Source organism: Saccharospirillum sp. ABV4_185 (genome assembly GCF_056159245.1).
Window position 1 is genome coordinate 1,509,586 of the sequence record NZ_JBSWUW010000001.1, and the last position, 19,587, is coordinate 1,529,172.

At 57.8% G+C, this 19,587-nt stretch carries 16 protein-coding genes; 9 read left to right on the top strand and 7 right to left on the bottom strand.

Annotated elements, in window-relative coordinates:
• The first annotated feature begins 118 nt into the window (after positions 1-118).
• Positions 119-2,065: an acetate--CoA ligase gene (gene acs / locus ACXAE6_RS07040; RefSeq protein WP_475146144.1), complete on the top strand. Its 1,947-nt coding sequence runs from the start codon at positions 119-121 to the stop codon at positions 2,063-2,065.
• 173 nt (positions 2,066-2,238) lie between these two features.
• The gene (locus tag ACXAE6_RS07045; protein WP_475146146.1) at positions 2,239-2,895 is read left to right on the top strand and encodes a response regulator; all 657 of its coding nucleotides are present in this window, start codon (positions 2,239-2,241) and stop codon (positions 2,893-2,895) included.
• Between the two features lie 11 nt (positions 2,896-2,906).
• Here the strand turns inward: ACXAE6_RS07045 and ACXAE6_RS07050 are convergent, their stop codons facing one another.
• Positions 2,907-6,374 (bottom strand): PAS domain-containing hybrid sensor histidine kinase/response regulator, encoded by a 3,468-nt coding sequence (locus ACXAE6_RS07050; RefSeq protein ID WP_475151723.1) that lies wholly within the window; start codon positions 6,372-6,374, stop codon positions 2,907-2,909.
• Between the two features lie 277 nt (positions 6,375-6,651).
• Here ACXAE6_RS07050 and hemH point away from each other — a divergent pair, with 277 nt between their 5' ends.
• Both hemH and ACXAE6_RS07060 read left to right on the top strand, forming a co-directional pair.
• Complete coding sequence (gene hemH, locus ACXAE6_RS07055; protein ID WP_475146148.1) at positions 6,652-7,662, top strand: ferrochelatase; 1,011 nt, start codon at positions 6,652-6,654, stop codon at positions 7,660-7,662.
• A gap of 466 nt (positions 7,663-8,128) precedes the next feature.
• Positions 8,129-8,416 (top strand): HlyU family transcriptional regulator, encoded by a 288-nt coding sequence (locus ACXAE6_RS07060; protein WP_475146150.1) that lies wholly within the window; start codon positions 8,129-8,131, stop codon positions 8,414-8,416.
• 17 nt (positions 8,417-8,433) lie between these two features.
• Here ACXAE6_RS07060 and ACXAE6_RS07065 read toward each other — a convergent pair whose 3' ends face one another.
• A complete protein-coding gene (locus tag ACXAE6_RS07065) occupies positions 8,434-9,048 on the bottom strand; it encodes a TetR/AcrR family transcriptional regulator (protein WP_475146152.1) in 615 nt (204 codons plus the stop codon).
• 146 nt (positions 9,049-9,194) lie between these two features.
• Here ACXAE6_RS07065 and ACXAE6_RS07070 point away from each other — a divergent pair, with 146 nt between their 5' ends.
• Positions 9,195-10,277 carry an MBL fold metallo-hydrolase gene (locus ACXAE6_RS07070; protein WP_475146154.1) on the top strand — a complete coding sequence of 361 codons (1,083 nt, stop codon included), beginning with the start codon at positions 9,195-9,197 and terminating at the stop codon, positions 10,275-10,277.
• A 41-nt stretch (positions 10,278-10,318) separates the two neighbouring features.
• On the opposite strand, the gene hslO is transcribed toward ACXAE6_RS07070, so the two are convergent.
• Together hslO and hslR are read right to left on the bottom strand one after the other, a co-directional pair.
• Positions 10,319-11,194: an Hsp33 family molecular chaperone HslO gene (gene hslO, locus ACXAE6_RS07075; RefSeq protein ID WP_475146156.1), complete on the bottom strand. Its 876-nt coding sequence runs from the start codon at positions 11,192-11,194 to the stop codon at positions 10,319-10,321.
• Positions 11,195-11,214: 20 nt separating this feature from the next.
• Positions 11,215-11,610, bottom strand: a complete 396-nt coding sequence (hslR, locus tag ACXAE6_RS07080; RefSeq protein WP_475146158.1) for a ribosome-associated heat shock protein Hsp15 — start codon at positions 11,608-11,610, stop codon at positions 11,215-11,217.
• A 110-nt stretch (positions 11,611-11,720) separates the two neighbouring features.
• Between hslR and ACXAE6_RS07085 the strand changes: the two genes are divergently transcribed.
• Positions 11,721-12,527 carry a 3'(2'),5'-bisphosphate nucleotidase CysQ family protein gene (locus ACXAE6_RS07085; protein WP_475146159.1) on the top strand — a complete coding sequence of 269 codons (807 nt, stop codon included), beginning with the start codon at positions 11,721-11,723 and terminating at the stop codon, positions 12,525-12,527.
• 8 nt (positions 12,528-12,535) lie between these two features.
• On the opposite strand, the gene ACXAE6_RS07090 is transcribed toward ACXAE6_RS07085, so the two are convergent.
• Together ACXAE6_RS07090 and ACXAE6_RS07095 are read right to left on the bottom strand one after the other, a co-directional pair.
• Positions 12,536-13,708, bottom strand: a complete 1,173-nt coding sequence (locus ACXAE6_RS07090) for an imelysin family protein (RefSeq protein ID WP_475146161.1) — start codon at positions 13,706-13,708, stop codon at positions 12,536-12,538.
• Positions 13,695-14,366 carry a histidinol-phosphatase gene (locus tag ACXAE6_RS07095; RefSeq protein WP_475146163.1) on the bottom strand — a complete coding sequence of 224 codons (672 nt, stop codon included), beginning with the start codon at positions 14,364-14,366 and terminating at the stop codon, positions 13,695-13,697. Before ACXAE6_RS07095 ends, ACXAE6_RS07090 begins: the two co-directional genes overlap by 14 nt.
• Before the next feature lie 288 nt (positions 14,367-14,654).
• On the opposite strand from ACXAE6_RS07095, the gene ACXAE6_RS07100 reads away from it, so the two are divergent.
• The 3 genes from ACXAE6_RS07100 (at position 14,655) to ACXAE6_RS07110 (ending at position 19,065) form a co-directional block, all read left to right on the top strand.
• Positions 14,655-15,146 (top strand): RNA pyrophosphohydrolase, encoded by a 492-nt coding sequence (locus ACXAE6_RS07100; protein WP_475146166.1) that lies wholly within the window; start codon positions 14,655-14,657, stop codon positions 15,144-15,146.
• 1 nt (position 15,147) lies between these two features.
• Complete coding sequence (gene ptsP, locus ACXAE6_RS07105; RefSeq protein ID WP_475151726.1) at positions 15,148-17,421, top strand: phosphoenolpyruvate--protein phosphotransferase; 2,274 nt, start codon at positions 15,148-15,150, stop codon at positions 17,419-17,421.
• Positions 17,422-17,511: 90 nt separating this feature from the next.
• Positions 17,512-19,065, top strand: coding sequence for a CHASE domain-containing protein (locus ACXAE6_RS07110; protein ID WP_475146168.1), 1,554 nt, complete (start codon positions 17,512-17,514; stop codon positions 19,063-19,065).
• On the opposite strand, the gene ACXAE6_RS07115 is transcribed toward ACXAE6_RS07110, so the two are convergent.
• Positions 19,062-19,508, bottom strand: coding sequence for a chemotaxis protein CheW (locus ACXAE6_RS07115; RefSeq protein ID WP_475146170.1), 447 nt, complete (start codon positions 19,506-19,508; stop codon positions 19,062-19,064). The two genes, ACXAE6_RS07110 and ACXAE6_RS07115, sit on opposite strands and share 4 nt — an antisense overlap.
• Positions 19,509-19,587 lie beyond the last annotated feature (79 nt).

Genomic DNA, 19,587 nt, shown 5'->3' on the forward strand with positions numbered 1-19,587 from the left:
GCCTGGCTGTTTGCCGGGCATTAAATGCGAATCGACTAATGTCTCATTGTGAGTCGGCAACGCAGCACAACAATGTAGTCCCTATGACTGAACTTAGAACAAAAACAGGGGAAACAAAATGGAAAGCAAAGTCTATCCGGTGCCCAGTGCAGCCCGCGAACGGGCACTGATCAAAAGCGAAGATTACCAGCGCCTGTATCAGCAGTCGGTTGATGACAACGAAGGCTTCTGGCGTGAGCAGGGACAACGGCTGGACTGGTTCAAACCCTATACTCAGGTTAAAGATGTCAGCTTCGATAAAAGCGATCTGCACATCAAATGGTTCCACGATGGCACCTTGAACGTTGCCTATAACTGCATCGATCGCCATCTGGAAAGCCGTGGTAATCAGCCGGCCATTATTTTCGAGCCGGATGAGCCGACTGACGAAAAACAAACCATCAGTTACCGCGAATTGCACGGCCATGTATGCCGTCTTGCCAACGCACTGAAAGACCTGGGCGTCAAAAAAGGCGACCGGGTAACCATCTATATGCCGATGGTGCCCGAAGCCGCCTACGCCATGCTGGCCTGTGCGCGCATCGGCGCTATTCATTCGGTGGTCTTCGGTGGGTTCTCTCCGGACGCTCTGGCCGGTCGTATTGAAGACTGTACCTCCAATGTGGTGATTACCGCTGACGAAGGTTTGCGCGGCTCCAAAAAGGTACCGCTCAAGGTCAACGTCGATAAAGCGTTGGAACAGCCCGGTACCGACTGTGTCGACAAGGTACTGGTGGTGCGTCGTACCGGTGGCAAAGTCGATTGGAAAGAGGGTCGTGATGTCTGGTACCACGACGCCGTGGCGCAGGCCTCGGATGATTGCCCGGCCGAAGAAATGAATGCCGAAGATCCGCTGTTTATCCTCTACACCTCCGGCTCGACCGGCAAGCCTAAAGGTGTGTTGCACACCACCGGTGGTTATCTGGTCTATGCGTCCATTACTCACCAGTATGTGTTCGACTACAAAGACGGGGATGTTTACTGGTGCGCTGCTGATGTCGGCTGGGTGACCGGTCACTCTTACATTCTGTATGGACCGCTGGCCAACGGCGCCCAGACATTGATGTTCGAAGGTGTGCCGACCTATCCGTCGGTCAAGCGCATCGCCCAGGTTATTGAGAAGCATAAGGTCAACGTCCTGTACACCGCCCCGACCGCCATTCGCGCCCTGATGGCCAAGGGCGATGAGGCCTACACCGGCGTTGATTTGTCGTCATTGCGCCTGCTCGGTTCAGTCGGTGAACCAATCAACCCCGAAGCCTGGGAGTGGTATCACCAGAACTTCGGCAACGCTAAGCTGCCGATCGTCGATACCTGGTGGCAGACCGAAACCGGCGGCATTCTGATCAGCCCGCTGCCCGGCGCCACCGACCTCAAACCCGGTTCGGCGACTCGTCCGTTCTTTGGCATCAAACCGGCCTTGCTCGATAACGCCGGCCGCACGCTGGAAGGCGCTGTGCAGGGCAATCTGGTGATTACTGACTCCTGGCCCGGTCAGATGCGCAGTGTTTACGGCGACCACGAACGCTTTATCCAGACCTACTTCAGTGCCTATGAAGGCGTCTATACCACCGGTGACGGCGCGCGTCGCGATGAAGACGGTTATTACTGGATCACCGGCCGCGTCGATGACGTTCTCAACGTCTCCGGTCACCGCTTGGGCACAGCCGAGATCGAAAGCGCACTGGTCGCTCACCCGGCGGTATCGGAAGCGGCGGTGGTGGGTTATCCACACGATGTCAAAGGTCAGGGTATCTACGTTTACGTTAGTCCCATGGCTGGCATTGCGCCGACCGAGGAACTGACCAAAGAGCTGGTGCAGTGGGTGCGCAAGGAAATCGGTCCCATCGCCTCGCCAGACTTGATTCAGTGGGCCGACGGTCTGCCGAAAACACGCTCAGGTAAAATCATGCGCCGTATCTTGCGCAAGATTGCTGCCAATGAGCACGATGCGCTCGGCGATACCTCAACCTTGGCGGATCCTTCTGTGGTAGATGACCTGATTGAGCATCGCCTGAATCAGTAAACCGTGTTCTGCCGGAGTCTACTCCGGCCCATCGAAGCCCGGCCTGGCCGGGCTTTTTTTGTGCCACGGTTCACACTTGGTGAAAAAAGCGTCAAACTGCGTCCGAACGAAAACAACAATATAGAACGGTGATGGCTAAGTTTCGTGCACCGTTCTGCGCCAGGAAATCATTGATGTCTTACCAGTTACTTATTGCTGATGATCATCCGTTGTTCCGCGATGCTTTAACCATGGCGTTACAGACCGGAGAGCTGGCGGACTGCCATATCGAACTGGCTTCAACGCTTGATGAAACCCGCGAACGGCTCAGTGCCGGCGACGAATATGACCTTTTGTTGCTCGATCTGCGCATGCCCGGCAGTGAAGGGTTCTTTGGTCTGGTTCAGATTCGTAAGGAATTTCCCGAGGTGCCACTGGTGGTTATTTCTGGCAGTGATGACCCGGCAATCGTGGCTCGAACCCGCGCACTGGGTGCCTTAGGGTTTATCGCTAAATCGACCTCAACCAGCGATATTCAGGCTGCGGTAGCGCGAGTCTTGGCCGGAGATGAAGTCTGGCCGGAAGGCTTGCCGGAGCGCGAGGACGACGCTGAAATAGCCGACATCGCCCAGCGCATTCAAGACCTCACTGACCAGCAATTACGAGTCTTGCAGCAGTTGCAACGTGGCCGTCTGAATAAGCAGATCGCCTATGATCTGAGTATCTCTGAAGCCACCGTTAAAGCGCATGTGACCGCCATCTTCCGTAAGCTGGGGGTACTCAACCGCACTCAGGCAGTCATCCTGGCCAACCGGCTGGCGATGGAAGCCGACCCTTCGTTACCGGGCTAACCCCGGGCATATCAACCGACGCGGGCGCGCAGCAGTGCCCGCAGCGCCGCTGGCTTGACCGGTTTGCGCAGAAATCCCAGTCCCAAGGCTTCGGCCTGACCACGCAGTTGCTCATCCGGATGGGCGGTGATCAGGATGCCCGGAATCTTCTCGCCCCAGTGTTCGAGCAGGCGTGGATAGAGGCTCAGGCCGGTTTCAGCCTCGCCCAGATGGTAGTCGAGCAAGACCAGATCGGGCAGTTGCGATTGCAGTGCTTGCTCGGAGCGGTTGGCAAAATCGGTCTGGCAGCCCCAGCGTTCCAGCAACGTGACCAGCGCATCGACATTCTGTGGTTCGTTGTCGATGACCAGCACACGGAAACCGAAATCACCCTGTTCGCGCGCCAGGGTGGGCATGAGCGGTACTACTCGATTGAGCTGACCACGCGGCAGGCTGACCTCAAAACAAGAGCCAAAACCCGGGCGAGATCGTACCGTCACCGGGTGATTCAGCAGCTGGCTGAGCCGCGCCACCACACCCAGGCCCAGACCGACACCCTGGGCTTCCTGGCTGTGTTGATCGAGGCGGGTGAAGTCCTGAAAGATGCGTTTGAGATCCTGATCATCGATACCCAGACCGGTATCCCAGACCTGAATGATGACACTGTCGCCTCGCAAGCGAGCACCGAGCAGAACACCGCCGGAGCGAGTGTATTTAATAGCGTTGGAGACCATGTTCTGCAGTATCCGGCGCAGCGAATTGGGCACCGACAGTACCGTCAGGTTGCTCGGACGAACGCGCAGAATCAGGTTCTTCTCTTCGGCAACAGGAGTGAATTCATTGCGAATGCTTTCAAACAGGGTCGATAAACTCAGTGCTTCCGGTTGGACGGGTTCGTCGTTGCCATCCAGACGGGCAATTTCAAGCAGCGTCGACATCAACTCTTCGGTGGTGCGCAACGACTGGTCCAGTTTCAGCAAGGTGCTTTCCCCGGGCCATTGTTCGCTCAAAGAGGCGGCATAGAGCCGGGCGGCATTCAAGGGTTGCAGAATGTCGTGGCTGGCCAGCGCCAGAAAGCGCGTCTTACTGGCGTTGGCGAGTTCGGCCTCGCTCTTGGCGGCGAGCAAGGCGGTTTCGGCGCGTTCGCGCTCTTTGATTTCCTCACGCAGCGCTTCGGTACGCTCGGTGACCCGCATTTCCAGGGTGTTTTTGGCGTCTTCCAACTCGTCCTGAGCCCGGACAAATTCGGTGATGTCGTTGAAGGTGGTTACAAAGCCACCGCCAGGCAGTGGATTACCACGCATTTCGATCACCGAGCCGTCGGTGCGCACGCGAATAAAGCGGTGTGAAGAGCCTTGCTTGAGGTGGTCCAGGCGCCGGCGCACGTGTTCATCGGGCGAGCCCGGGCCGCATTCACCGCGTTCGGCGTTGTAGCGCACCAGACTGGCGACCGGCACGCCGACGCGAATCATGCCTTTGGGGTAGGAATACATTTCCAGATATTTGCGATTCCAGGCGACCAGGCACATATCGCGATCAATCACCGAGACACCGTGGTCGATGTTCTCCAGCGTCGCCGAGAGCACCTTCTGGTTGAACTGAATGGCCTGGGTGGTTTCGTCGAAGAAGGTGACCACGTCCTCGAAATTCAGATGCCGACCCGACAACGCTGAATGCATCAAGGCGCGCGCCGAACTGGCGCCAATCACCCCGGACAGGGTGCGTTCGACGTAGCGGATAAAGTCGGGCGTCGGCGGTTCCTGATCGTGCAGTTGCAGATGGTTAACACGCTCGAAGTCTTCCACCAGCTCGCGGCTGCGGCCGACCCCGGCAAAGCGTTCCAGCATCGACACCAGATCAGCAACACGGATGGTGCTCTTTTTGGGAAGCTGACCCGGCTGATGCAGATGTTCGTCCATTTTTACATAGGCGGTGGCCTGCATGCGGTCGTTCAGGCTGGGATGAGTACGCCGCGAGACCCAGACATAGAGGGTGATGTTGGCGATCAGACTGAAGAAAACGCCGTGGCTTAAGGAGTCAGAAAATTCGAAGCCGAACATGGCTTCCGGGCGCAACCAGCTCAGGCCAAACAAACCATCGCTGAGCAGGGCTTCCGGCAGCATGGTCGAACGCACCAGCGTCGGCAGCATCAGCGTCCAGGCCCACAGCAGCGTGCCGATACTCATGCCGGCGTAGGCGCCCCAGGCATTGCCCTTGGTCCAGTACAGACCGCCGAGCAGTGCCGGCATCAGTTGCACCACCAGTGAAAACGCCAGCAGGCCGATGGTCGACAGTTCATCAATGCCACCGAAGGAGTGGTGATACAACCAGGCGGCGAGAATAACGGCAACGATGGCGCCACGGCGCAGCAGAATCAGCATGGGGCCGACCTGAGCGTGGGGTTCAGCCAGGCGCCGATGCATGACCAGCGGCAGTACCACATCGTTGCTGAGCATGGTGGACAGCGTCAGCGTGGTGATGACGATCATGGCCGTCGACGCCGAGAAGCCACCGATAAACATCAGCGCCGACAGCCAGTTTTGCTGACTGGCCTGCGGAATCAGCAATACATAGGTATCGGCGTTGACGCTGCCCACCGGAAACAGCGACAAGCCAGCGGTGGTGATCGGTAAAATGACCAGGCTGATCAATACCAGATAACCGGTGAACACCCAGCGCGCGACGTTGACATGATCGCGGTCGGTGTTCTCCACCACTGTGACGTGAAACTGACGTGGCAACACCAGTACCGCGCTGGCGGCAAGAATCACCTGAGTCAGAAAATTCAGCGACATGCCGTGCCACTGAAAGGCACCCAGTTGGTGGTAAATCTGGGAAAATTCGCTCGGCCCGGTGAAGAAAACGAAAATAACAAAGGCCGCCAGACTGATCAGTGCGGCCAGTTTAACCACGGATTCAAAGGCGATGGCGAACATCATGCCGCGGTGATGTTCAGACACATTGACCTGACGCGTGCCGAACAGCGTGGCGAAACCGATCATCGCCAGGGCGACAACCAGGGCGGTGTCGGTAATGCCGCTTTGCACCATCAGGGCCGGGTCGACCAACACTTCCAGGCTGGTTGAAACCGCCTTTAACTGCAGCGCGATATAGGGCACGCCGGCCAGGGTGCAGATGCCGGTAACCAGCAGCGCAATGCCATTGCGTTTGCCATAGCGCGATGCCAGAAAGTCGGCGATGGAGGTGGTATTCTGCCGCTTGCCGATCTTCACCACCTTGTGCAGCAGCGGGCCGCCAAAGACGAACACCAGGATGGGTCCCAGGTAGATCGGCAGAAAATCCCAACCACCGCTGGCGGCGCGACCGACGCCACCGTAATAGGTCCAACTGGTGCAATAGACTGCCAGCGACAACGCATAGATGGTGGCATTCACCCAGTTCGGCCAGCGGCGTTCTTTTTGCCGATCGCCGAAGAGCGCCAAGCCGAACAGCAGCGTCACATAGGCGATGGCCAGCATAAAGATGGACCAGGGGTTCATCACGATAGCAGTCTCGTCTTTGTTATTATTGCGCCGCTCGCGCCGGCGGTGATCCTGGACGGCGGCTTGAACGAATAGTACCAGAAAGCCTCAGCAGCACCTTATGGCTTTGATAGGTCTGACAAATTTAAGATCAATGATGTTCTAGCGTATAACTATCAAAATGTTGATGCCCTGGTTTAGACATTAATTGTGCTTTAGACATGCGGTATCGGCACTGAATTCTCCGTGGTTTATCAGCAAGCGGCTGATGACCGCCTTGTTCTGGATGCAGTAAATGAAAGATGCAACGCAACACCCTGCCGTCGCCTATGGTCGTCTTGGCGTGTTATTGGTCAATCTGGGTACCCCCGAGGCGACCGACTACTGGAGCGTACGGCGTTATCTGAAGGAGTTTCTCTCCGATCGGCGAGTCATCGAACTGCATCCGCTGCTGTGGTGGCCGGTACTCAATGGTCCCATCCTCACTTTCCGGCCGCGTAAATCGGCCGAGGCTTATCGCAAAATCTGGCTGCAGGATCACAACGAATCACCGCTGCGTTATTACACCCGACGTCAGGCTGAACGCTTGCAGCAACGCTTCGATGACGTGGTGATTGACTGGGCCATGCGTTATGGCAAGCCATCCATTGCCGAACGTCTCGATGCGTTAACGGACGCCGGCTGTGACCGCATTTTGATCGTGCCGCTTTATCCGCAATATTCTGCCACCACCACCGCCTCGGTAACCGATGCCGTCTTCGCTGCGCTCAAAGCCAAGCGTTGGCAACCGACCCTGCGAGTGGCACATCCCTGGTACGATCATCCGGCCCATGTTCAGGCGCTGACTCAGCGCATCCGCAGTGAACTGGCGAAGCTCGATCAGGAACCGGATGTGCTGCTGTTTTCCTTTCATGGCTTGCCGCAGAAGTATTTCGATCTGGGCGACCCCTATTACTGTCATTGTCAGAAAACGGCGCGTCTGGTGCGTGAAGCGCTGGGCTGGCCGGAAGAGCGCGTGCGCGTCACCTTCCAAAGCCGGCTGGGGCCAACCGAATGGCTTAAGCCCTACACCGCCGAGGTGTTGCAGCAGTTGCCGGCAGAGGGCATCAAGCGCATTGCTGTGGTGATGCCGGCCTTTGTATCGGATTGCATTGAGACGCTGGAAGAAATTGGCATCGAAGGTCGCAAAACCTTTCTGGAGGCCGGTGGCGAAGCCTGCGCGGTGTTGCCCTGTCTGAATGACAGTGATGAGAGCATCGAGATGCTTGAGAAGATCGTGACGCAGGAGTTGTCTGGCTGGCGCTGAAATAACAGTGGGATAAAGCTGGAATGGGTGTAACAGAGAGGGTCTGGCAGGAAGTTAAGCTGGCCCTTTTTTTGTTTTTAGAAGGCCTTAAATAAAAACAGCGCCCTTGTTCTTGTTTTTGGATGGGCGCTTATCGTTCTTATCTCACCCCTTTGTTGTTGTTATTGAGGGGCGTCTTTATCGTTGTGTCTAGTATAGAGCAGGTGCTGTGCCAGATTTTAAAAACTCAATAAAAACAATAAGTTAAATTCAGTCGGTTAATATCTGATCAATTTCATTCTCGTTTACGGCTTCTTGACGTGTGAATCGGTAACACTTCACAGATGTCGGTAACATCTCGGCTGGGTTATGTGCATGTTTTGTAATCGATTTCAGGGCGCTTCAGGTCCTTTGGGCGTATTTTTGACACCTCAGCGCGGCAAAGGCGTTACAATCCCGGCCGGTTTACCGAACGAAGGGTTTATAGATGTTCAAACGCATTAAAGACTGGCTGGGCAGTTCCGCTTCGGCTGGTGGTAAGCAGGTTCAGGGCGAAGCCGTTGAGTACAAGGGTTATCGCATCACCCCGACGCCGCTGGTCGAAGGCGGGCAGTTCCGGGTCAGTGGCGTCATTGAGTCCTTGTCTGATGCGGAAAAACGCCACCGTTTTATCCGTTCTGATCTGGTTGCCGGCCAGGATGAAGCCTGCGATTTTACCGTCCTCAAGGCCAGGCTGATGATCGATCAGCTGGGCGATTCACTGTTTGACCGCTGAGGTCGGATGTCACGGTCTCAGTGATCGATGCCAAAGTGGTCGAGAAAAATGGCCACACTCTCGGACGCGATCTGCGCCCGTTCTGAATCCGTCGGAATGGGCGCGTGCCAGACCACCTGAGGCCAGAAGGCCTGACCTTTAATCAGGTTAAAGAAATGCGCTGTAGCCAGGTCGGCATCGGTGGTGTTTAGCCGACCGGCGGCGACGGCAGCGCCCATCCAGCGGCGTGCGCCGCTCTCTTCCTGCGTCATCCATTCCCGTGCCTGATCCGCCAGGCTGGGCGTGCGGGCAAATTCCGCCACCAGGACCGCCGTCAGTCGCAAATAGTCGGCCGATTGCAGCAGCGTCAGCTCCTGTTCGGCAAGGGTCATCAGTTGGCTGTGTATCGACTGGTCGGGATGGTAAGTGAGTTCGGTCGCGGCCTGCGCCTGACGCCAGACGTTCAGGGTGATGCTCTCAAACAGCTTTTCCTTGCTGGCGAAATGGTTGTAGACGGTGCGCTTGGATACCTCGGCCCGTTGGGCGACGCGGTCCATATTGGCGCCCTGAAAGCCAAATTCCTTAAATTCCTCGGCGGCGGCATCAAGTATTGCCTGGTGCTTGCGTGCGCTGACGCCCTTTCTCGCGGTCATGAAGTTTCAGTCTCATTGGCTGGAAGTCACAATATTACACTCGTCGGTTTACTCTTTGAATCCGAAAAGTAAACTGATGCGTATAGTTTGAGTTCGCGCCACGGGCTACGGCCTCTGCTTTCCCCCTTTTTTCAGAGGCATGTTTTATGAAACGCCGGATCTTAGTGCTGGCAGTGGCCGTCGCAGCGATCACCTTGATAGGAGGCTTTATGGCCCAGGAACTGACTTCCCCACAAACGACTGCGGCTGCTGCAAACGGTCGTTATGCCAACATCGACCCGATGCGACCCAATGCGTCGATGTGGCGCATTCTCAAACGCTATTTCTTTGAGAAAAGTGATCGCTCACAACCCGAGCCGGGGGCGATTCCGGTGGTGCCGATGAGCGCGGACGATCTGCTCGCTGGCCGTGAAGACCGGATTTATCGTCTGGGGCATTCGTCCTTGCTGCTGCGGTTGGACGGCGAGCTTTGGTTGACCGATCCGGTGTTGTCGCAACGCGCTGCTCCGGTGCAGTGGGCAGGTCCCAAGCGCTTCCACGAGTTACCGATTGATCCGCAACAACTGCCGCCGATCAGCGGTGTGCTGATTTCGCACAACCACTACGATCATCTCGATAAAACCAGCATCAAGTTACTCAAAGACAAGGTGCAGCAATTCCTGGTGCCCGAAGGTGTAGCGGCGACGCTGGTGGAATGGGGCGTGGATCCGGCGCGTATTCGTGAGCACCGCTGGTGGCAGTCAAGCCGGGTTGGCGGGCTGTCTTTCACTGCCACGCCGGCGCAGCATTTTTCCGGCCGCGGACTCTTCGACCGTGATACCACCCTGTGGATGTCGTGGGTGATAGAGACGCCGTCGCAGCGACTCTTTTTCAGCGGCGACAGCGGCTATTTCTCCGGCTTCAAAACCATTGGCGCTGCCTTTGGTGGTTTTGATCTGGCGCTGATGGAAACCGGTGCCTACGACCCGGCCTGGCCGGGCGTGCATATGACGCCAGAGGAAACGCTGCAGGCCTATCGCGATCTGGGTGCCCAGCGCCTGTTCCCGATCCACAACAGTACCTTCGATCTGGCGCTGCATGCCTGGTTCGATCCACTGGAGCGATTGGCGACGCTGGCCGAAGCTCAGGGCGAAACCCTGGTGACACCGCGCATCGGTGAAGCCATGTCGCTGGCGGAAGTGGACAGCCTCCAGACGGAGGCCTGGTGGCGGCCTTTGATGGGTCAATAACTCAACGGACAAGCGCTGAGAGCCTGAACTGAGCGCAACGCTCAGTTCAGGTTTTGGCGATAGTCAGCAAAGAGCGTGGTGATGTCGTGCTGATCAAAGCGGTATTGCTGGTGGCAGAACTGGCAATCGCTGTGCAGTACGCCTTCTTCTGCAACCACTTTCAAGGCTTCTTCCTCACCCAGCGTCAGAATGGCATTGGCGCAGCGTTCGCGGCTGCAGGTGCATTCAAAACGCAATTCATGAGCGTCAAACAGACGCAACTGCTCTTCGTGGAACAGCCGGTGCAGTAAGGTCTGATTATCGAGTTTCAGCAGTTCTTCGTCGGTCAGCGTATCGGCCAGATGCGTGACTCGATCCCAGGCGTCGGTGTCCGGGTTTTCCAGGCTGCCTTCGCTGGCTGATTCCGGCATCGCCTGAATCAGTACACCGCCGGCGCGCTGGCCATCGGCGGCCAGCCACAGTCGGGTGCGAATCTGTTCGGACTGGCGAAAATAATCTTCCACAGCGCGGCTGAGCGATTGGTCATCGTCATCGATCGGCACAATGCCCTGATAGCGCTTGCCCTGATCCGGTTCGATGGTGATGGCCATCTGACCCTGGCCCAGCAAGGGTGCCTGGGTGCTGAAATCGTCGGTGTATTGGGCGATGGCGCGCACTGCTTCGTGGTTGCGGCATTCGGCCATCAGCATGCGTACCTGACCGGCACCGCGCACCTGCAGGCTCAAGCGACCCTCGAATTTCAGCGTGTCGCTGAGCAGCGCGACCGCCGCCATAAACTCACCCAGCAGGCGTTGCACCGGTTCGGGATAATTGTGCTTGTCCAGCACGTCCAGGTAGCTCTGGCCGAGGCCGGTGATTTCGCCGCGAATCTGTGATTGGTCGAACAGAAAGCGTTGTGTTTGGTCTGGGCTGCTCATGAAACTGGGGTCATCCGCGGTCAGGTATTGAGAGTGTCTTTAAGGCGACGAATATCGCGCCGCTGTTTTTTGCTGGGTCGCTGGTCTGGTGCCAGTCGGTGTGCCTGTTCGGCTTTGCGTTGGGCGGCGCGTTGTTCGCGCTGGGTGATCGAATCGGCGGTCTCGTTGTACAGCAGGCGGGCCTCGGGCGCGCCACGACGTTTGTCGCTGACGGCTTCGATCACCACCGTCATCTCATCCCAGCCTAGACGCAAGCGTACGCTTGCGCCGGTTTCTACGGTGCGGCTGGGTTTGGCGCGGGCGCCGTTGTAGTGCACTTTGCCGCCTTCAATGGCTTCTTTGGCGAGATTGCGCGTTTTGTAAAAACGGGCGGCCCAAAGCCATTTGTCGAGCCGCACCGGCGTGCTGTCGGTCATGCCGATTCCGCTGTTGATGCATGAAGCGCCCAAGATGCGGGTCCCGGTCACCTTCTGCAAGGGGTGGCGTGTTAAACTGCCGCTTCACTCTTATCTCAAGCTGACACCCTATGTCGCTCGATCCTCAATTTGGCCCGAAACGCATCGCTTCGCTGTATCAACTGATGCAGAAAGCCGGGGATCGTATTCTTAGGGTGTACGGTGATTCCAGCCGCTGGCAGACCAACCGCAAAGCCGATGATTCTCCGGTGACTGCCGCCGATATAGCAGCCAGCGAGACGTTGGTAGCCGGCTTGCCCAAGGTGATTGATCGACCGGTGCTGTCTGAAGAAGCCGTGGTTGCCTGGGAAGAGCGGCGCCACTGGCAGCAGTATTGGCTGGTCGATCCGATGGACGGCACGCGAGAGTTCCTGCATCGCAGCGGGGAATTTGTTATCAACGTGGCCTTTATGGATGCCAACCAGCCGGTGTTTGGCATGCTCTATCAGCCGGTGACCGGCCGGGCCTGGTGGGGTGGTGTTGAAGTTACACCTCAGATGGGGTGGCCTGATCAGTCGCAGCCATTGCGCGCCGGTCGTTCTGGTGAGGTGGTTCGTGTGCTCGGCAGTCGTCGTACCGATTGGCGCGGTCAGTGGCGGCCTCGACTGGAAGCAGCGGGCTTTCAGGTGGAAACGCAATCGGTGGGATCGGCGCTGAAATTCATGCACCTGGCTGAAGGCCAGGCTGATATCTATCCGCGCCTGGGACCAACCAGTGAATGGGATACCGCCGCGCCGCAAGCCATTCTGGAGGCGGCCGGCGGCGCTTTGGTGCAGTGGGATGGCTCGGCGTTGGAGTATGGCAAAGCCGATACGCTCAACCCCGAGTTTGTTGCGGTGTCGGATCCAGACCTGTTGCAAACCGTGCTGAATCGCTGACTCCCGCTTTATTCGGTAAAGAGTTCCAGGCCCAATTGACGCGACAGCGTATTGAAGTCGACCGCCACCTGCGCCACCACCTGACGCGTACTCTGCCAGGTGTCAGGGTCAATATCGCCAAAGGTGTAGTTTTCCGGCAAGGCCGCAATAGCCGTCCGCGCCGCTGCCAGATGCTCGTTAATGATGGCGCTGGTCACATCGGTATCGGCGCGGTCGAGCCAGGAAGCCAGCGAGCCGGCGTCTTCCTCATTTTCCTGCAGCAGTGCCTGAATGCCGTCCAGACGCGCTAACAGATGGCGTCGGCCCTGGCCGGCTTCGGCGCTGAGGTGATGCCAGCTGCTTTCTTCCAGCGTACCGTCGGCAAAGCTGTAGCTGAGCAGTTCTACCTGTGCCAGACGTTGCAGGCTTTGCCAGGTTAAGCGCAGCTGGCCTTCTTCGGTGAGCACATCGAAACCGGTCTCACCCTGCCAACGGTTAGTCGCGCTCTGCAGTTGGCTCAGCAGATGATCGGTCGCCAGGCGCAAATATCGATGACGACGTTCGACCACGGCTGCGTCATTGCTGGCGACCGGTAACCAGGATTCGGTCAGAGGTTCACGCCAGAGGAAGGTCTCCACGACCGGAAAACCCAGCGACGGTGATTCCGAATCCATCATCTGGTGTTGCTCAACCAGGTTGTCCAAAGTCAGATCCAGTCCGCTTTCATGCACCAGGCCGCTGTAAGGATAATCCGGCAGTCCATCGATATAGCCGGGTTGGAAAGGCCGGATGTTGATCAGGCTTTGGGTGCGTCGGAACTGTGCCTGCTCGGTCACGGTGAAGGCGCGTTGATTGAACGGGCGGAAACGATTCCATTGCTCGTAGCAATCGTGCCAGGCAGTACGCGCCAGATCGCGGTTGGCGGTGTTAGGCTCGGCCAGAAAGTCGGTCACGCCGGCATCAAGATCGGTGCAAGCTTGCATCAAAGCGGCGCCCTGACGTTGGGCGGTTGAACGCACCAGATCGGCAGCGGCTGCAAAACGCGGCCCAGTGTCGACGGTTTCGTCTTGTGCTGCTTCTGATGGCAGCAGAGATTCCAGCTCGATCGGTTCCGGATCGGGATCCGAACAGGCGCTGAGTATCAGTCCCAGGCTGAGCAGGATGGCGCTGTGGCGGATGCCGGGACGCTTAAAATTCGGCATGTGTTTCCCTCAAACTGATGATGGACCAACCTCGTTGTTCTGCTTCGGCCTGCAAGCGATCATCCGGGTCTACTGCGACCGGATGATCGACCAGGGACAGCAGCGGCAGGTCATTGTGCGAATCGCTATAGAACCAGGCACCGTCGAGTGTTTCATCCTGCTGTTCCAGCCAGTCGTTAAGCCGTGTCACCTTACCTTCGCGGAAACTGGGAACGCCTTCCGGCCGACCGGTATAACGACCATCAATCTGCTCGGCTTCGCAGGCGATCAGATGTTCAATGCCGAGATATTGGGCGATGGGGCCGGTAACAAAACGGTTGGTGGCAGTGATGATCATCAGGGTGTGACCCAGGTCACGGTGTTTGTTGAGCAGCGCCTCGGTACCGGCCTGAATCATCGGAATGATTTTGGCGTCCATAAAACGCCGATGCAGCTCGGCCAGTTCAGCCGGGTCCTTGTCGGCGAGGAACTCCAGCACGAACAGCAGATAAGCCTGAATATCGAGTCGACCGGCTTGGTAGTCGGCAAAAAACTGGTCGTTGGCGGTTAATACCGTGTGCGCATCAACGAGACCGGACTCGACCAGAAATTCGCCCCAGGCGTGATCGGAATCGCCGCTGAGCAGGGTTTGGTCGAGGTCAAAAATGGCCAGGGTCAAGACAACTTCCTTAGACAAAAACGCGCCCGAGACAGGCGCTTGAGGGTACGGGAGCCTCTGATTAGCTCGCTTGAGGCTCCGGCTTGCAGAAGCTTCCTAAGATTACGGATTCTAACCAGACGGTACAAGCGCCTGGCGGTCGCAGACGCACCTGTTTGGTGTTTGCCAAGGCTTATGGAACAATGCCTGCATGGGGGTTTTGCTTCAGTGCTGCCCTCACAGACCCCTCAGGGGCCCGGTGAACCGGCCGGCACCCCGTGCCGGCCCTGCGATAAAGCGGCAGTGGCGATGATCGATTCCGATGGCTATCGCCCCAATGTGGGCATTATTCTGACTAACGGCCAGAACCAGGTTCTGTGGGCCCGGCGTATCGGTCAGGATGCCTGGCAATTTCCTCAGGGCGGTATTCGCGCTCAGGAAACGCCGCTTGATGCGCTCTATCGCGAACTGCGTGAAGAAGTCGGCTTGGGCGAGGACGACGTTGAAGTGCTCGCCTGTACTCGCGACTGGCTGCGTTACCGGCTGCCCAAACGCATGATTCGTTATAACGCCCTGCCTATTTGTATCGGCCAAAAACAGAAGTGGTTTTTATTGCGCATGCTGTGCGCTGATGAAGACGTTCAGCTCAATGGCAGTGACGATCCGGAATTCGACGGTTGGCAATGGGTATCCTACTGGTATCCGCTGGCCAAGGTGGTGTCGTTCAAGCGTTCGGTCTATCGCCAGGCGATGGCTGAGTTGGCGCCGCGCATCAATCGGGAGCAGCGTATTCGTGGCTGACATGTTGCACCTGCTTCGCCAGGTGGTCGAGGAAGTCAACAGCGCCCGGGATCTGCAAAGCTCCCTGCGTACCCTCGTTGGCCGCATTCGCGCTGGTATGGATGTGCAGGTGTGTTCGGTGTTTTTGTGGGATGCGCACGTTGAACGTTATGTGTTGATGGCCACCGACGGCTTGAGCGCCGACGCCATCGGCAAGCTGACGCTGACCCAGAATCAGGGCCTGATCGGCCTGGTGGGCAAGCGTGAAGAACCGATCAATCTGGGCGACGCCACCCGCCACCCCAATTACCATCTGGTACCCGGCCTGGGCGAAGAGCCTTATAAAGGCACGCTGGCGGTGCCGATCATTCACCACCGTAAACTGCTCGGTGTGCTGACCATCCAGAAAACCGAGGCCGGTCGTTTTGGTGATGAAGAAGAAGCCTTCCTGGTCACGCTGTCGGCGCAGTTAGCAGGCGTTATTGCGCATGCCGAGGCCACCGGAGCGCTGTCGGGGCTGAACCTTCTCGGTGACGAGCAAAAGGACGTGCGCTTCCAGGGCGTGCCCGGTGCTCAGGGTGTTGCCATCGGCCAGGGGCATGTTTTGCTGCCGACGGCGGACCTTAAGGCGGTGCGGTACCGGCCGGCCGAAAACATCGACACTGAAGTGGCATTGTTCCATCAGGCCCTGGGCTCTGTGCGTGCTGAGTTGCGCGCCACTCGCGATAAATTGCAGGTTGAGCTGCGTCCGGAAGAGTTAGCGCTGTTCAACGTCTATGTCGACATCCTCGATGATGCAGCGCTGGGCGAAGCGGTGATCGAACGTATCCGCCAGGGTGAATGGGCGCAGAGCGCTCTGGCCGGCGTGATGCGCGGCTATATTGACCATTTTGAAAGCATGGACGACGCCTACCTGCGCGAACGTGCCGCCGATATGCGCGATCTGGGTCGGCGAGTGCTCGCTTATCTGCAGGAATCGACACCGATACAGGCGATCCCGGAAAACGCCATTCTGATCGGCGAAGAAATTTCACCGACGGTGTTTGGCGAACTGACTGGGGCCAAGATCGCCGGCATTGTTTGTACCCGTGGTTCGGCCAACTCGCACATCGCCATTCTGTCGCGGGCGCTGGATATTCCCACCGTGATGGGTGTACAGGAGCTGCCCTGGCAGGCGCTGCAGGGCGAAGACCTGGTGATTGATGGCTATCGCGGCCACCTCTATTACCGGCTGTCGGATGAAAAACGTCAGCATTTCGAAGCGGTGTGTCGTGAAGAAGCGGCGCGTGAAGCGGGGCTGGAGTCGCTGAAGGATGAACCGGGCATGACCCGCGATGGCCTGGCCATCACCCTGCTGGTGAACACCGGTTTGCAGACCGACATCATCCGCTCGCAAGATCGAGGCGCCGACGGTGTGGGTCTGTTCCGCACCGAAATCCCTTTTATGATGCGCCAGCGGTTTCCCTCCGAAGAAGAACAGGCGGCTATTTATCGCGCTCAGTTGGAAGCCTTTGCACCGCGTCCGGTCACCATGCGCACGCTCGATGTTGGCGGCGACAAAAGCCTGACCTATTTTCCCATCGTTGAAGACAATCCCTTCCTCGGTTGGCGCGGCATTCGCGTCATGCTCGATCACCCCGAGCTGTTTATGGTTCAGGTGCGCGCCATGCTGCGTGCCAGTGAAGGCTTGAATAACCTCAAGGTAATGCTGCCCATGGTGACCAGCGTCAGTGAGGTTGAAGAGGCGCTGGCGATCATTCATCGCGCCGTAATGGAATTGAACGAAGAAGGTTTGGCGGTACGGGTGCCGGATGTCGGCGTGATGGTCGAGGTACCCTCGGCGGTGTATCTGATTGCTGAGCTGGCCAGTCAGGTCGATTTTATTTCCGTGGGTAGCAACGACCTGACCCAGTATCTGCTCGCGGTCGATCGCAACAATCCGCGCGTGGCCGCCATCTATGATGCCCTCCATCCGGCTGTGCTCAAGGCACTGAAAGTGGTGATCGACGCCGGCAACGCCGCCGGTGTACCGGTGAGCCTGTGCGGCGAATTGGCCGGCGATGCGCTGGGGGCGGTGATACTGGTTGGGCTGGGTTATCGGCAGTTGTCGATGAGCAGTTCCAACTTGCTGCGCGTTAAATCCGTCTTGCGTCAGGTCGATTCCGACTGGGCCGAACAGGTGGTGGCGGGATTGCTGCATCTGGATAACCCACGTCTGGTGCGCTCGACCCTGCAGTTGGCGTTGAAGAAGCTTGGCATCCCGCTATCGGCACTCGGTCTGGCGCCTGCTGGCTGAGTCTTTGCTGCGAAAGCTCCCATTTGTCACAACCTGGTCTAGGCTTAACAGGCAATGCAATAAACGTTTTGCCCGGGAGGCGTGGCGGTAGTGAAAGTAAGTACCAACCGGGTGGTTCTGAACCTTGCCGTTATTGGGATCGGTTGCCTGGCCGTCTTGGCGCACCGTTTATACGACAATGAAAGTGCCGCTATCCGGCAAAGCTTCGAGCTTGAGGTGGATCAGCACGCTGTGGCCTTTGAGCGCGAAGTGCTGTTGAACCTGGAAATTCTGTACGCTCTGAATCAAGCCTTGTCGACGGTCGAGACCATCGATCCGGCCTTGTTTGAACGCGTCACTGAAGGGGTGTTGCGCCGTTCTCCGGCGATACAGGCTTTTGCCTGGGCGCCCTGGGTTCATCAGCCACAGTTGCAGTCTATGCAGCAGCAAATCCGTCAGTGGATTCCCGACTTTGAAGTGTTCGAACGGGCCGGTACCGCCGCCGTCGCTGTGGCGCAACGTGACTGGTACGTGCCGGTGGTCTTCATCGAGCCGCTGGCCACCAACCAGGCAGCGGTGGGTTTCGATCTGGCCAGTGAACAGCGTCGCTTGAACGCCCTGCTCGAGGCTCGCGACAGCGCAGCCCTGGTCGCAACGGCGGGCATTCGACTGGTCCAGGAACCGGAAAACCAGCAAGGATTTTTGGTGTTTTCGGCGCTCTATGACGGTCAACCACAGCAACCACAAGAACGACGCGCTCAGTTGCGCGGTTTTTTCAATGGGGTGTTCCGGGTCGGCGCACTGTTTCAGCAATCCATCGGCGCGACTTCCCCGGGAGATCTGTGCATACGCATCATCGACCGCACCAGTGGCCAGGATGAACTGCTGTTCGAGAATATCCCGTCCGATGTTAAGGCCTGGCATATGCCTTGGCGTTACGAGTCGGACGTTTTTGATGTGGGCGGTCGACAGTGGTTGATCGAAGCCATTCCTGCCCGGAGTTTTGCCGTGGAGCAACGCAGCTATCTGCCCTGGTTGGTGTTTGGTGGCGGTCTGTTGTTTATTGTCCTGCTCAGTGGCTATGTCATCGCCACCTTAAAACGCAATACTGAACTGCAGGCCGCCCGCGACCAGTTGGAGCGTATCTCTTTAACCGACGCTCTTACTGGCCTTGCCAACCGCCGTCATTTCGATCAGCACCTGGCGCAGGAATGGGCGCGGGCGCAACGCGAAGGCACTTCGGTGGCGTTGATCATGATCGACATCGATCACTTCAAAAACTACAACGATGAATACGGTCACCCAGCCGGCGATCAGTGTCTGCGTCGCGTTGCTGCCGCGCTGCAAAGAATCGCCCAGCGACCACTCGATCTGGTGGCGCGCTATGGCGGTGAGGAATTTGCCATCATCCTGCCGCATACCGAAGCTCCGGCTCAGGTTGCTGAGCAGTGTCGTCAGATAGTGGAAGACTTGCAGTTACCGCACGCTTTCTCCGAAGCGGCAGCAGTGGTAACCATCAGCGCCGGTGTCTGTGTTGCCAAGCCAAGACAGCACGATGCACCCGAGACATTGACCGAAGGCGCCGATCACGCCCTCTATGAAGCCAAAGAAGGCGGGCGTAACCGGGTGGAGGTGTGTGACAAGTTGTTGAGGAAGACGACTTAAAAATCGCGCACCAGGGCGCCGACATCGGTGTGCTGACCAATCAGTTGCTCCAGCCCCGTTGGATTGATCAATTGATAGAGGCGGCCATCGCGCTCGGCGGTTGCGGCAATGTAGCCACCGGCCATATTGGTGTCGGCGTCCTGAGCGTTGAAATACTGCACACCTTCGACCCGCGCGACCGCCAGGCCCATGCGGGATTCGGGGAAGTCGACAATCAGCATGAATTGCGGTTCATCCAACTGACCGTGTCCGGTCATCCGTAACAGATCGATCACCGCCAGCGTTTCACCGCGTAAGCCGACCAAACCCATCACACCCAGAGCCGTACTGGGTACCGGATTGAGTGGCTGCCAAGGCACGACTTCTTTGATCAGGGTAGCCGGAAAGGCCAGGGGTTCCTGGTCGAGATACACCACGACCCACATTTCGTTCGACATCGTCATCGATCGGCTCCTTATGGTTGGTTCACACCAACCCTCCTGTTCAGCCTAGTCAGGGGTCCGCCAGGCTGCAAACCAGAAC

What these genes read in the sequence shown, in the direction of transcription:
- acs (WP_475146144.1), top strand. Translation starts at nt 119, where the DNA reads ATGGAAAGCAAAGTCTATCCGGTGCCCAGTGCAGCCCGCGAACGGGCA.
- ACXAE6_RS07045 (WP_475146146.1), top strand. Translation starts at nt 2,239, where the DNA reads ATGTCTTACCAGTTACTTATTGCTGATGATCATCCGTTGTTCCGCGAT.
- ACXAE6_RS07050 (WP_475151723.1), bottom strand. Translation starts at nt 6,374, where the DNA reads ATGAACCCCTGGTCCATCTTTATGCTGGCCATCGCCTATGTGACGCTG.
- hemH (WP_475146148.1), top strand. Translation starts at nt 6,652, where the DNA reads ATGAAAGATGCAACGCAACACCCTGCCGTCGCCTATGGTCGTCTTGGC.
- ACXAE6_RS07060 (WP_475146150.1), top strand. Translation starts at nt 8,129, where the DNA reads ATGTTCAAACGCATTAAAGACTGGCTGGGCAGTTCCGCTTCGGCTGGT.
- ACXAE6_RS07065 (WP_475146152.1), bottom strand. Translation starts at nt 9,048, where the DNA reads ATGACCGCGAGAAAGGGCGTCAGCGCACGCAAGCACCAGGCAATACTT.
- ACXAE6_RS07070 (WP_475146154.1), top strand. Translation starts at nt 9,195, where the DNA reads ATGAAACGCCGGATCTTAGTGCTGGCAGTGGCCGTCGCAGCGATCACC.
- hslO (WP_475146156.1), bottom strand. Translation starts at nt 11,194, where the DNA reads ATGAGCAGCCCAGACCAAACACAACGCTTTCTGTTCGACCAATCACAG.
- hslR (WP_475146158.1), bottom strand. Translation starts at nt 11,610, where the DNA reads ATGACCGACAGCACGCCGGTGCGGCTCGACAAATGGCTTTGGGCCGCC.
- ACXAE6_RS07085 (WP_475146159.1), top strand. Translation starts at nt 11,721, where the DNA reads ATGTCGCTCGATCCTCAATTTGGCCCGAAACGCATCGCTTCGCTGTAT.
- ACXAE6_RS07090 (WP_475146161.1), bottom strand. Translation starts at nt 13,708, where the DNA reads ATGCCGAATTTTAAGCGTCCCGGCATCCGCCACAGCGCCATCCTGCTC.
- ACXAE6_RS07100 (WP_475146166.1), top strand. Translation starts at nt 14,655, where the DNA reads ATGATCGATTCCGATGGCTATCGCCCCAATGTGGGCATTATTCTGACT.
- ptsP (WP_475151726.1), top strand. Translation starts at nt 15,148, where the DNA reads ATGTTGCACCTGCTTCGCCAGGTGGTCGAGGAAGTCAACAGCGCCCGG.
- ACXAE6_RS07115 (WP_475146170.1), bottom strand. Translation starts at nt 19,508, where the DNA reads ATGACGATGTCGAACGAAATGTGGGTCGTGGTGTATCTCGACCAGGAA.